Origin of the sequence: Sphingomonas sp. (genome assembly GCF_019746015.1) — a bacterium.
Taxonomy (GTDB): Bacteria; Pseudomonadota; Alphaproteobacteria; order Sphingomonadales; family Sphingomonadaceae; genus Sphingomonas.
The window spans coordinates 1-12,137 of the sequence record NZ_JAIESM010000033.1; the positions used below are offsets into that span (position 1 = coordinate 1).

The window sequence follows — 12,137 nt, forward strand, 5'->3', positions numbered from 1 at the left end:
GGGGATGCTGTAGCTGTTTGCCCCTCCGCTTCGGGGGAGGGGTTACGACAAGTCTCCCCTCCCGCTTGCGGGAGGGGCCGGGGGTGGGCCAGACCGGGCCAGCCCGCCCCAGCACAGAACGGCCCACCCCCAACCCCTCCCGCGTGCGGGAGGGGGGAGAACGACGCGATGACCACCACCACCCGCCAGCGCCCCGCCGCGCTCACCCTCACCCCCGGTGCGGAGGCGCGCATTGCCGCGCTGATGGCGCGCGCGCCCGAAGGGGCGATGGGCGTGAAGCTCTCCACGCCGCGCCGCGGCTGTTCGGGGCTGGCTTATTCGGTCGATTATGTCACCGCCGCCCAGCCGCTCGACGAGCGGATCGACACGCCCGGCGGCACTTTGTTCGTCGATGCCGGATCGGTGCTCTATCTGGTCGGCTCGACGATGGACTGGGTGGAGGATGATTTCGCCGCCGGCTTCGTGTTCAACAACCCCAATGCCAAGGGCAGCTGCGGCTGCGGGGAAAGCTTTACGGTTTGAACACGCCGCTGGTGGAACGATTCACCGCGCCGAGCAGTTATCCTGAATAGAGTCCCCGATCTTGGTGGCCGGTTTAGGATGAAGCGATGCTCTGGACCCTCGTTGGGCTGTTGATCCTGCTTTGGCTGCTGGGATTTTCGTTTCACATCGCCGGCAGCCTGATCCACTTGTTATTGGTGATTGCGGTCGTCGTGGTCGTGTTTCGGATCATCACCGGGCGGCGCGCAGTGTGAACGGCCAGACGTACTCTCCATCGTCATGCCGGACCTGTTCCGGCATCCACCGGCGTTCTGGCCCGGCGCGCCGGTGGACCCCGGCACGAGGCCGGGGTGACGGGCGGGAAGGGGGCGCCGCGCGGTTACTTCGCCGGTCGCCCGCTCAGCACGCCGGTGGCGAACAGCGGCACGAAGAAGGTGATCAGCAGCACCATATTGGGCACCACGTTCAGCCCGAAGCCGGTGGCGACCGACAGCGTCGAATCGGTCACGAACCAGCTGAGCACCCCGGCCGTCAGCCAGCGCCACAGCCGCGTGCCCTGGGCGCCCAGATCGGCGGCAACGCGCACCGCGCCCAAAGTCGCCACGCCCCAGCCGATGGAGACGCCGCCCAGCACCCCGTTGGCGAAATAGAGCGGCGGCGTCACCTCAAGCGGCGCGTCGCCGTTCAGCTGATCGAGCAGCGCGACCGTCAGCGCCGAGGTGGCGGACAGCCCGCCGAGCAGCAGCACCACGCCGAACACAATCACGCCCACGCACCACAGCGACAGCCAGTTGCGCCAGAAACCGCTCATCATCACGCTCCTCCCTGATTGCGGAGGAGGATAGCCACGTCGCGTAGCGAACGCTACAGCAAAATCAGCTGGCTCGCCGCGCGGTTACTTTGCGGGACGCCCGTTCAGCACGCCGGTTGCGAACAGCGGCAGCGCCAGCGCGACCAGAAATCCCACATTCATGACGGCGTTCAGCGCGAAGCCCGTCGCCACCGACAGCGTTGAATCGACCGCGAACCAGAACAAAATGCTGGCCAGCAGCCAGCGCCAGATGCCCCGCGCATCGCCGGCAATTCTCTCGGCCGCCTGAAACGCGGCGAACAGCGTGACGCCCCAGCCGCACATCACCCCGCCCAGCACGCCAAAGGCGATGCGCGCCGCGCGATCGATCGCCAACGGTCCGCCATTCTGCCATTCCAGCAGCAGCCGGGCGGGCCATTCCGTCGCCGGCAGCGCGGCACCCGCCATCACCAGCCCGAACAGCACGACCACGCTGCACACAGCGTTCAGCCAGTTCCGCCAAAATCCGTTCATTCTTGCACCCTTGCCGGTCTCATTCGGCAAGCAGTGTAGCGATCGCTACGACAAGCGGCAAGCCATGCGCGGCAACGCACCAACCTAACGGTCGGGGGGCGCAAGGGCCGCGATCAGCAGGCCGCGCTGCTGGCGCGAATAGCGATCGAGCGGCAATTGATAGAGTGCCTGCAGAAAGCGGCTGTCCAGGTCGGTCAGCTGCCGGGCCTTGTCGGCGCCGCTGAACAGCGCCAGGATCGAGCTGCGCTGCACGTCCCTGGTCGGACGAATCTCGGCCAACGAAACAAATGCTGCATATTCCGCGATCGATTCCAGCCTGACCCCTGCGGCGCGGTTGACATCGACAACCACCGTTGCCGCGATGATTGCCCGCGCCGTTTGCGTGCTGATGATGCCGTTGGAGTATTGCGACAGATAGGTGGTGTCGCCATTGGACGGCAGCGATTGGCCCGGCACCCCGCCCTGAATGGAGGCAAATACCGGCGGCGCGCCGGACAGCCGATCGCCATCCTTGCCCCTGATTTCGGTTGAGTACCACCAGCGCACCGGCGCATCGCCGTTCAGCAGGGCATGGCGATCCTGTGCCTGCACTTCGGCCAGCTGGCCCGGCTGGCGGCGGACGACGAACTGGGCGGCGGCGCTGGCGTCTGCAACAAAGCTGACGATCAGATTGGGCTCGCACCGATCCTTGGCCAGCGGTGCTCCCGCAGCGGATGCGATGCGCCGTATCCGCCCCTCGACATAATGGGCGAGCTTGTCGTCGATGCCGCGCACTTTCGGGCAGACCGGGTCGATCCAGCGGGCAACGCCTTGCTGGCTGGCAGTCACGCCGACATGGCGCACATAGGCAGCGGCCTGCTGACGGGCTTCCTCCCGCGACAGGCGTTCCCCGGTGACGACGATGTCAGCCTGCGGCGTGGCGACCGCATTCTGCGCGTGCACAGACGCACTGGCCGACAGCGCAATGCAAAGGGCCGACAGGTTCAGTCTGCGCATCATCATCAACCACAGCATGATCAAGCCGAGAAAAATCGTGGCTCTAATATGGTGTTGCGTCAACAGAATCGCATCTTCATGCACGCGCTCGCCGGAGCAATGCGGTGCGCAGGCATTCGCACACCATCTCGCCGCGCTGGTTCCACATCTGGTGGCGCCAGGTGACGAGGCCCGCATCGGGGCGCGACCTGCTCTCGCGCAGTTCGGTCACTTCGCTGGTCGCGTGCAGCGTGTCGCCGATGAACACGGGCTTGGGCATCACCAGCTTGTCGTATCCCAGATTGGCGACCAGCGTGCCCATCGTCGTCTCGGCCACGGTGATGCCCACCATCAGGCTGAAGGTGAAGGTGCCGTTGACGAGGATGCGGCCGAATTCGCTGGCGGCGGCGGCTTGGGCGTCCAGGTGCAGCGGCTGCGGATTATGCGTCATCGTCGACCAGAGCAGATTGTCGGTCTCGGTCACGGTGCGGCGCAGCGGGTGCTCGATCCGCTCGCCGACCTGCCATTCGTCATAAAATTTGCCGGGCACGATTGTCTCCTGTCGCCAGCGCGTCAATGCTCGCCTCATGGACCAGCGGCTGCCCCCTGTCACGATCATCATGGGGGTCAGCGGTTGCGGCAAATCGACCTATGGCGCGGCGCTCGCCCAGCGCGGTGGCGCGCGTTTCATCGAGGGGGACGACCTGCACGGCGCCGCCAACATCGCCAAGATGCGCGCCGGCCAGCCGCTGAGCGATGATGATCGCTGGCCGTGGCTGGACCGGATTGCGACGGCGGTGAATGCGGCGCTGGCGGATGGGCCAGTGGTCGCCACCTGTTCAGCCCTGCGGCGTGCCTATCGCGACCGGCTGCGTGCGGCGATCACGGCGCCGGTGCGCTTCGTGCTGCTCGATGTGCCGCTGGAGGAACTGCGCCGCCGGGTTGCGACACGCAATCACTTCATGCCGCCCGCGCTGCTCGAAAGCCAGCTCGCCACGCTCGAATGGCCGGGCGCGGACGAAGCCGTCGAAATCGTTCAGCCGCCCAGCGCGCCAAACCCGCGCCCCGCCGTCCAGCCGCCATCGGCGGGCAGCACCACGCCCGACACATAGCGCGCATAGTCGCTGGCGAGGAACAGGCACACGTCCGCCACGTCATCCACCGTGCCCAGCCGCCCCAGCGGGACGGCGCGCGCCGACGCCGCTTTGGCTTCGGGGGTGGGGGCCAAGCGGTCCATCCCCTCGGTCCCGTCGATGGGCCCGGGCGACACGCTGTTCACGCGCACGCCCTCGCGCCCCCATTCGATGGCGAGCGTCCTGGTGATCATGTCGACGCCGGCCTTCGCCGCACAGACATGCACCTGCAGCGCCATCGGGATCCACGCCTGCGGGGCGGAGATGTTGATGACGCTGGCGCCCGGCTTGGTGAGATGTTCGTACGCCGCGCGCATGACGTGGAAGGTGCCGAGCGCGTCGATCTCCATCACCGACTTAAAACCATTGGGGGAAAGCGCAGCGGCGGGCACCGGGAAATTGCCGGCCGCGCCCGAGACGAGCACGTCGATCGTGCCCCGCTCGGCGCGGAAATGCTCGATCGCGGCCTTCACCGCATCGAAATCGCGCACGTCGAGCGCATAGCCGAGCGCGGGTTTGTCGCCGTGCAGCGCGGCGACGGCGGCGTCGACCTTGTCCTGCTTGCGGCTCGCAACCGCGAGGTTCGCGCCGGCCCGCGCGAAGGACTTGGCGATGCCCAGGTTGATGCCCGACGTGCCGCCGAAGACGATGACGTTCTTGCCCGTGAAATCGAAGGCCATGGGTTATCCTCCCGCGTGATGTGCTCCCGCGCAGGCGGGAGCCCAGACTGGGTCCCCGCCTTCGCGGGGACACAAGGTTGCTACTGTCCTGCCGCCACCACCCGCACCAGCAGCGCCTCCACCGCCACCTGCGCGCCGGGGGTGGCGTTCAGCTCGGCCACCACGCCGTCGAACGGGGCGGTCAGCGCATGCTCCATCTTCATCGCCTCCAGCGTCAGCAGCCGCTGGCCCTTGGTGACGCTATCCCCCGCCGCGACATCGACCGCCGTGACGCGCCCCGGCATGGGGGAGAGGATTGCGCCATCGGCGGCTGTGCCGACGGCGGTGCCTCGCGCTGATCGCACGAACTCGGTGGCTCTCCCCCCGGAAAAGGTGACGATATGAACGTCATCAACGAACGTGGAAAACGCCTCCGACTCGGTCACATCGCCAGCAAGAACCATTGGATAGCCATAGTCAGACGTCATCAGCTTTGCGTCGGCGCCGTTGCGGACGGTTCGGGACTCTCCACCGCATACTAGAGTGACATGCATTGCCGCTGCAGCATTGAGCCTGAAGCCTTGCGGCAGTGGCGCGGCGTCTTGCCAGTAATCTGCAAGCGCGAGCCGCGCCGCAGCCTGCCATTCATTATCGGACGCTTGTTCGGCTATGATCACCTGACTTTCGTGCCTAGCAATGAAAGCCGTATCGATATTGCCCGCCCGAAATTCATCGTGATTTGCCGCGCGTCGAAGGAATGCGGCGTTGGTCTTTATCGGCCACACTTCGATGCCGTTTAAGGCTTGGACAAGGTTGTCGATCGCTTCTTCGCGATCAAAACCATATGAGACCACCTTGGCGATCATCGGATCGTAAAATGGTGAAACTTCGGCGCCTTGCTCGACGCCGGTATCGATACGGCGGGCTAATCCGAATTGAAGATGCGTCAACCGCCCAACGCTCGGCAAAAACCCCTTCGCCGGGTCCTCCGCATAAAGCCGCGCTTCCATCGCCCAGCCGTTAATCTCCAGCTCGTCCTGCCGCTTCGGGAGCGGCTCCCCGCTCGCCACGCGCAGCTGCCATTCGACCAGATCGACGCCGGTGATTTCCTCGGTCACCGGGTGTTCCACCTGCAGCCGCGTGTTCATTTCCATGAACCAGATGCGGTCGGCGCGCAGGCCCTCGCTCGCATCGGCGATGAACTCGATCGTGCCCGCGCCGACATAATCGACCGCTTTTGCTGCGCGAATTGCTGCGCCGCAAATTGCCTCGCGCGTGGCCGCATCCATGCCCGGCGCGGGGGCTTCCTCGATCACTTTCTGGTGGCGGCGCTGGAGCGAGCAATCGCGCTCGAACAGGTGGACGATGTTGCCGTGCGTGTCGCCGAACACCTGCACTTCGATGTGGCGGGGGCTGAGGATGTATTTCTCGATCAGCACCCGGTCATCGCCGAAGGATGACGCCGCCTCGCGCTTGCAGCTGGCCAGCGCATCGGCGAAATCGCCGGCCGCTTCCACCCGGCGCATGCCCTTGCCGCCGCCGCCCGCCACCGCCTTGATCAGCACGGGATAGCCGATGGCGTCGGCCTCGGCGCGTAGCCGGTCGGGCGACTGGTCCTCGCCCAGATAGCCCGGCGTCACCGGCACGCCGGCGGCGATCATGCGTTCCTTGGCCGCGTCCTTCAGCCCCATCGCGCGGATGCTGTCCGGCCGGGGGCCGACCCAGATCAGCCCGGCATCGATCACCGCCTGTGCGAAATCGGCATTTTCGGACAGGAAGCCATAGCCGGGGTGGATCGCCTCCGCGCCCGTCGCCCTGGCGGCGGCGATGATCTTCTCGCCTTGCAAGTAGCTTTCGCGCGCCGGCGATGCGCCGATATGCACCGCCTCATCCGCCTGGCGCACGTGCAGCGCCTTGGCATCGGCATCGGAATAGACCGCGACCGTGCGCACCCCCATCGCGCGCGCGGTGCGGATGATGCGGCAGGCGATTTCCCCGCGATTGGCGATGAGCAGCGATTTGATCACGGTCTTCCCTTGCGTTCAGCGATGCCGAAAAAATCGAAAATGGTGGCGGTCGCGTCAATGCTCATGCTGGTGGGGCCAACCAGCCGCGCCAGGAAGCGCGCGCCCGGGTGGCCGGGCCAGCTATGGCCGCCATCGGCAAGGCTGATCTGCCGCACCTCCACGCCGCCGGCGCAACGGGAGTAGCGCCGCGTGGTGACGGGGCCGGCGCGGGTTTCGCTCACCGCGCCGGTGCAGCGATTGGCGCGGCCCCAAAAGGCCAAAGTCTGCGCGGCCGACAGCACCATGCCGCGCCCGCCCATGATCTCGCCCCCGCCATAGGGCGAGACGCGGTCCTGCTCGCCCAGAATGTTGAGCACCGGCACCGGCTGGACCGGCGCGCAACGCTGGCTGAGCGCGACGCTGAGCGTGGCCGCAACCGGCGCGATGGCGGTGATGCTGCCGGCCATCTCGCACGCCAGCCGAAAGCTCAAATGCCCGCCGTTCGACATGCCGGTGGCATAGGTGCGCGCGCGGTCCACCCCCGGCAGCTCGGCCTGGATCGCCGCAATCAGCGCGCGGACGAAGCCGACATCGTCCACCCCGCCGCCAATGCCCGGCCGCCCGTCATTCCAGTTGGAGGCGATCGCATCGGGAAACGCCATCACCACGTCGCGGCGCGCGGCGGCGGCAACGAAATCGCCGCTCTGCGCCAGTTGCCGGCCGGACACGGCGCGCAGCCCGCCGCCATGAAAGCCCAGCACCAGCGGGCAGCGCGCGCGGGGCAGCCGGCACGCCGGGCTGACGTAAAGCATATAGCTGCGCGTGGTACCCGCCACCGGCAGCGTGCGTGCCTCCAGCCCCTGTGCCGTGGCTGGCGCCGCGGCCAGCATCAGCGCGCCGGCCAGCGCCCAGGCCGCCCGCCGCGCGCGCACGTTCACCCCTCGCACCCGGTCGTGCGGCTGGAATAGGTGATGTTGGCGACTTTCCACTGCCCGCCCTCGCGCACCAGGTCGAAATGGTCATAGCCGCAATGGTGCAGCTTGCCATCGATGTAGAAGTTGTAGCGGCCCCACACCAGCGCGACATCGCCGTCAATCTCGATGGCGGGGTCGTACAGCCGCTCTTCATATTTTTCCGGCCCCGGCTTCATCGCGAAGAACTCGCTGAACGGGCGGCGGACCAGCTTGCGCGTGCCGTCGGCATTTTCAACCGCGATGAAGATGTTGCCATCCTCGCGGGCGAGGGCGCGCATCTGCTCGCCATTGCGCGCGGCAATCGCCGCGAACAGCGCGTTGACGGGGGCCATCACCGCTTCCGCCTCCACCTGCGGGGCGGGCGGCTGGCCGGTCTTTTTGGGCAGCGGCTGGACGGGGGTGATCTGCGCGAGCAGGGGAAGGAGAAGGGGCATCGGGCTTGTCCTTGTCGGTTGATCGGATCGCAGGAGCGCAACATCCGCCGGGTTCGTCAACGTTTCCAGAGGCAGACCCGAACATATTGGGCGATCGGGCCCTCCGGCATCCGTTTGCCGCCGTCGCTGAGGTAGCACGCGCCTTTTCGCCTGAGCGCACCCCAACGGCTTTCTTGCCCATGCACGGCGCGGATCCCGTCCTCGCTGTTGCTATAGCCTGCCCATCGGCCATCCCGTCGGAAGACATCTGCCCACCAATCGGTCGAGATCATGTTCGCCATGCCGCCGGCCTCGGGATAGTCGATGCCGTCGAACACCTGGTGCGGGCCGAAGATGTGAAAATCACCGCCCTTGCTGATCATGTAGCCGCATTTGCCGTCGATCAGGCGCTTGCCGTCGATTTCGAGCAGGCAGCGGCCGATCCGCGCGCCGCGCGGCAGGCGGGCAGGCGTCAGCAGCGGGGGGTGCGCGATCAGGCGGTCGATGCAGGCGTCGTCGCCATAGTCGCAACGCCTGACGCCGGGCCTGAGCGCCTGCGGTGCGGGGCCGGGTGCGAAAGCGGCCTGATCGCGCGCGCCCGCGCCGGCCAGCGCGACCGGGGCGGCGTGCAGCAGCAGGGGGAGGAGAAGGGGCATCGGGCACTCCGCATGGGCCGGGGGGGCGATCCTGTCTTATCCCCGTTCCGCCTGCCGCACCACTTCGTTGCACAGGCGGAAGGTGATGACCGCAATCACCGCGATGGTGAGGATGCACGATCCCATCACCAGCGCCAATGTCCCCTCCAGCACCGGCGCGACCATCGCGCCGCCGCTCAGCGCCTTCACCACCGCGAGCAGATCGAGCGACAGGTTGAGCGCGAGGATGTTGAGCGTGACCAGCACCGTATGCCGCGCCAGCACCGCGCCGATAAAGCCCGAACGATCAAGGCACAGCTTGGCCCGCGCCGTCATCCGCGCCGAAAAATCGCGCACCCCGCCCAGCACATGGCGCCAGGTCTGGTGCGCGCTGATCGCGACGAAACACAGCATCAGCGCGATGGCGAGGCGGGCCCAGCCGTCATTGGTCATCACCTCGTGCGCAATGGCGTTCATCATCATGGGTTGCGCCCTTAGCGCGTTTGGTCACGCGCTGCCAACGGGGGCGGGGGGCTCAATCCGGGCGGCGGCGCGCAACGCTGGGCACGGGCGTGCGGCGCCCCATGCCGGCCGCCTCACCCCGGCTTTTTGGTGCCGGGGGCGGGCAGCTTCAGGTAGAGTTCGCTCGCGCCGATGTTGATGATGCCGGCATAGGCGCTCAGCACGTCCTGGCCGACAACGCCGTCGATGACGACGCCGGTCGCGGCTTGCAGCCGGTTCGCCACGCTGTCCAGATCGGTCGCGCGCACCGTGTCGAGCGGAACCGGCTGACCGTTCAGCAACAGGCTTTTGACCGGGTGGCTGGTGATGGCAATGTTGCCGCCCGCGCCGGCGCCCTGCCCTTCGCCACTTGCCTGTTCGATGCCGAACTTTGCCAGCCGCGCGCGGTGGACCACCGTGCCGCCCGCGCCCGAATCCACCACGAAAATGCCGGAGACGCCGTTGATCGTCACCTCGATGGTTTCATGGCCGGTGGGCAGCTTGGTGAGCTTGAAGGTGTGATAGCCCTGGCCTTCAAGAAAGGCGCGAACCGATGTTGGCGCGGGCGCGGCCGCCGCCACGGTGCTTGCGGGAACCAGCATCAGCATCAGAAAGCAAAGCTTGGCGGAACGCACGGTCGGCCACTCCATTGACTACAGTAGTAGTCGATACTGGTGCGGGTCGAGGATTGTCAAGCGTGCCGGCGGGGCTGTTCCGCCCCGAGCTTGTCTCGGGGAGGGGGACCATGCGAAGGATGGTGGAGGGGTCGAGCCATGTTGAAGAACACCGCGCCAAGGGCAGCGGCCGGAGCGGTTCGGCAATCGCGCCGGCTGCGTCGGGCGATGACCCTGCCGGAAATATTGCTGTGGCAGGCGCTGCGCGACCGGCCGGGCGGGCTGAAGTTCCGCCGCCAGCACCCGTCCGGCGCGTACACGCTGGATTTCTATTGCAGCGACGCGCGGCTGGCGATCGAAGTCGATGGCGAGGCGCATTCGCGGAGTGACCGGCCCGCGCGCGACGCGGTTCGGGATGCGTGGTTTGCCGACCGCGGGATTGCGACGTTGCGCCTTGCAGCGGCGGATGTGCTGAGGGATTTGGATGCGGTCGTACGCGGCATCGTTGCGCAGGCTTGCGCGCGCCTGCCCCTCCACCACCCGGCTGCGCCGGGCGGTCCCCCTCCCCGAGACAAGCTCGGGGAGGAATGAGGGCTACCAACTCCTCCCCGAGCTTGTCTCGGGGAGGTGGCAGCGCGCAGCGCTGACGGAGGGGTGGGTGCGAAGCCCCCTCACATCCGGAACACCCCGAACCCGCGCTCCTCCACTGGCGCCGCCAGCGTCGCGGCCAGCGCCAGCCCCAGCACGTCGCGCGTCTGCGCGGGGTCGATCACGCCGTCGTCCCACAGCCGGGCGGTGGCGTAATAGGGGTTGCCTTCGTCTTCATATTTCTGGCGGATCGGCGCCTTGAAGGCTTCGGCCTCGTCGGTCGTCCAGCTCGTGGCGTCGCGGTGGACGGTCGCGAGCACCGACGCCGCCTGTTCGCCGCCCATCACGCTGATCCGCGCATTGGGCCAGGTGAACAGGAAGCGGGGGCTATAGGCGCGGCCGCACATGCCATAATTGCCCGCGCCAAAGCTGCCGCCGATCAGCACGGTGATCTTGGGCACGGTGGCGGTGGCGACAGCCGTCACCAGCTTGGCGCCGTGCTTGGCGATTCCTTCGGCCTCATATTTCCCGCCGACCATGAAGCCCGAGATATTCTGCAGGAACAGCAGCGGCACGCGGCGCTGCTGCGCCAGCTGGATGAAATGCGCGCCCTTCACCGCGCTTTCGCTGAACAGCACGCCGTTATTGGCCAGGATCGCGACCGGCATGCCCCAGATATGGGCAAAGCCGCACACCAGAGTGGTGCCATAGAGCGCCTTGAACTCGTGGAATTCGGACGCATCGACCAGCCGGGCGATCACCTCGCGCACGTCATAGGGGGCGCGGACGTCTTCGGGGATGATGCCGTAAAGCTCTTCGGCGTCATATCGGGGGGGGCGCGGCTCCTTCATTAAATGGGGACTGTCCCCATTTAATGGGCCGAGATGGCTGACAATGTCGCGCACGATGGTCAGCGCATGCTCGTCATTCTCGGCCAGATGATCGACCACGCCCGATTTGCGCGCGTGCAGATCGCCGCCGCCCAGATCCTCCGCGCTGATTTCCTCGCCCGTCGCCGCCTTCACCAGCGGCGGCCCGGCCAGGAAGATGGTGCCCTGGTCGCGCACGATCACCGTCTCGTCGGACATCGCCGGCACATAGGCGCCACCGGCGGTGCAGCTGCCCATCACACAGGCAATCTGGGTGATGCCGCGCGCCGACATCGTCGCCTGGTTGAAGAAGATGCGGCCGAAATGGTCGCGGTCGGGGAACACCTCTGCCTGGTGGGGCAGGTTGGCGCCGCCCGAATCGACCAGATAGATGCAGGGCAGCCGGTTCTCGAGCGCGATTTCCTGCGCGCGCAGATGCTTCTTCACCGTCATCGGATAATAGGTGCCACCTTTGACGGTGGCGTCGTTGGCGACGATCATCACCTGCCGGCCGGAAACCCGGCCGATGCCCGCGATCAGCGAGGCGCCATGGACATCGCCTTCATACATGCCGTTCGCGGCAAGCTGGCCGATTTCGAGAAAGGGCGCGCCCGGATCGAGCAGCCGCTCGACCCGCTCGCGCGGGAGCAGCTTGCCGCGCGCGACATGGCGCTCGCGCGATTTCTCGTTGCCGCCCAGCGCCGCCTCCGCCACCCGGCGCCACAGCGCGTCGCGCAGCGCGCGGTTATGGGCATCGCGCGCCCGGAAATCATCGGCGTCGGGGTTGATCCTGCTGTCGAGCACTGCCGCGCTCATGCCCTTGCTCTCCTGGTCTATGTCGCCTGCCTGCCTAGCGGCATGGCGCAGGCTTGGGAAGCGCGGCACCGGCGCGAATATTGGCATTTGCCATTGTATTTAACGGCTTCGTCAGTAGAGATTTGGATT

Annotated in this window: 16 protein-coding genes; 4 read left to right on the plus strand and 12 right to left on the minus strand. The window is 67.0% G+C overall.

The window, feature by feature from the left end; genetic code table 11:
* Positions 1-168: 168 nt before the first annotated feature.
* Both K2Y03_RS05090 and K2Y03_RS05095 read left to right on the plus strand, forming a co-directional pair.
* Entirely contained in the window at positions 169-522 is a 354-nt protein-coding gene (locus K2Y03_RS05090) for an iron-sulfur cluster assembly accessory protein (RefSeq protein WP_294088788.1), read from the plus strand.
* Positions 523-608: 86 nt separating this feature from the next.
* A complete protein-coding gene (locus K2Y03_RS05095) occupies positions 609-755 on the plus strand; it encodes a lmo0937 family membrane protein (RefSeq protein ID WP_294088791.1) in 147 nt (48 codons plus the stop codon).
* 125 nt (positions 756-880) lie between these two features.
* Here the strand turns inward: K2Y03_RS05095 and K2Y03_RS05100 are convergent, their stop codons facing one another.
* The 4 genes from K2Y03_RS05100 to K2Y03_RS05115 form a co-directional block, all read right to left on the minus strand.
* Positions 881-1,312 (minus strand): hypothetical protein, encoded by a 432-nt coding sequence (locus tag K2Y03_RS05100; protein WP_294088795.1) that lies wholly within the window; start codon positions 1,310-1,312, stop codon positions 881-883.
* A gap of 84 nt (positions 1,313-1,396) precedes the next feature.
* Positions 1,397-1,825, minus strand: a complete 429-nt coding sequence (locus K2Y03_RS05105; protein WP_294088797.1) for a hypothetical protein — start codon at positions 1,823-1,825, stop codon at positions 1,397-1,399.
* Between the two features lie 84 nt (positions 1,826-1,909).
* A complete protein-coding gene (locus K2Y03_RS05110; protein ID WP_294088801.1) occupies positions 1,910-2,821 on the minus strand; it encodes a hypothetical protein in 912 nt (303 codons plus the stop codon).
* 76 nt (positions 2,822-2,897) lie between these two features.
* Positions 2,898-3,389: a MaoC family dehydratase gene (locus K2Y03_RS05115; protein ID WP_367114751.1), complete on the minus strand. Its 492-nt coding sequence runs from the start codon at positions 3,387-3,389 to the stop codon at positions 2,898-2,900.
* Here K2Y03_RS05115 and K2Y03_RS05120 point away from each other — a divergent pair.
* Entirely contained in the window at positions 3,388-3,912 is a 525-nt protein-coding gene (locus tag K2Y03_RS05120) for a gluconokinase (protein WP_294088804.1), read from the plus strand. The two genes, K2Y03_RS05115 and K2Y03_RS05120, sit on opposite strands and share 2 nt — an antisense overlap.
* Here the strand turns inward: K2Y03_RS05120 and K2Y03_RS05125 are convergent.
* The 7 genes from K2Y03_RS05125 to K2Y03_RS05155 all read right to left on the minus strand — a co-directional run bounded on the left by K2Y03_RS05125 (position 3,837) and on the right by K2Y03_RS05155 (position 9,723).
* Positions 3,837-4,613: an SDR family oxidoreductase gene (locus K2Y03_RS05125; protein WP_294088805.1), complete on the minus strand. Its 777-nt coding sequence runs from the start codon at positions 4,611-4,613 to the stop codon at positions 3,837-3,839. The two genes, K2Y03_RS05120 and K2Y03_RS05125, sit on opposite strands and share 76 nt — an antisense overlap.
* Positions 4,614-4,693: 80 nt before the next feature.
* Positions 4,694-6,619 (minus strand): acetyl/propionyl/methylcrotonyl-CoA carboxylase subunit alpha, encoded by a 1,926-nt coding sequence (locus K2Y03_RS05130; protein ID WP_294088806.1) that lies wholly within the window; start codon positions 6,617-6,619, stop codon positions 4,694-4,696.
* On the minus strand, positions 6,616-7,530 hold the full coding sequence (locus K2Y03_RS05135) for a hypothetical protein (RefSeq protein ID WP_294088807.1): 915 nt from the start codon (positions 7,528-7,530) through the stop codon (positions 6,616-6,618). The genes K2Y03_RS05130 and K2Y03_RS05135 overlap by 4 nt, the downstream gene beginning before the upstream one ends.
* A gap of 2 nt (positions 7,531-7,532) precedes the next feature.
* Positions 7,533-8,006 (minus strand): DUF4440 domain-containing protein, encoded by a 474-nt coding sequence (locus tag K2Y03_RS05140; protein WP_294088808.1) that lies wholly within the window; start codon positions 8,004-8,006, stop codon positions 7,533-7,535.
* A gap of 56 nt (positions 8,007-8,062) precedes the next feature.
* Entirely contained in the window at positions 8,063-8,641 is a 579-nt protein-coding gene (locus K2Y03_RS05145; protein WP_294088809.1) for a hypothetical protein, read from the minus strand.
* A gap of 36 nt (positions 8,642-8,677) precedes the next feature.
* A complete protein-coding gene (locus tag K2Y03_RS05150) occupies positions 8,678-9,103 on the minus strand; it encodes a hypothetical protein (RefSeq protein ID WP_294088811.1) in 426 nt (141 codons plus the stop codon).
* Between the two features lie 113 nt (positions 9,104-9,216).
* Positions 9,217-9,723, minus strand: coding sequence for an aspartyl protease family protein (locus K2Y03_RS05155; protein ID WP_294088812.1), 507 nt, complete (start codon positions 9,721-9,723; stop codon positions 9,217-9,219).
* A gap of 171 nt (positions 9,724-9,894) precedes the next feature.
* Here K2Y03_RS05155 and K2Y03_RS05160 point away from each other — a divergent pair, with 171 nt between their 5' ends.
* Positions 9,895-10,326 (plus strand): endonuclease domain-containing protein, encoded by a 432-nt coding sequence (locus K2Y03_RS05160; protein WP_294088814.1) that lies wholly within the window; start codon positions 9,895-9,897, stop codon positions 10,324-10,326.
* Between the two features lie 80 nt (positions 10,327-10,406).
* Here the strand turns inward: K2Y03_RS05160 and K2Y03_RS05165 are convergent, their stop codons facing one another.
* Entirely contained in the window at positions 10,407-12,008 is a 1,602-nt protein-coding gene (locus K2Y03_RS05165; protein WP_294088816.1) for a carboxyl transferase domain-containing protein, read from the minus strand.
* Between the last annotated feature and the right edge of the window lie 129 nt (positions 12,009-12,137).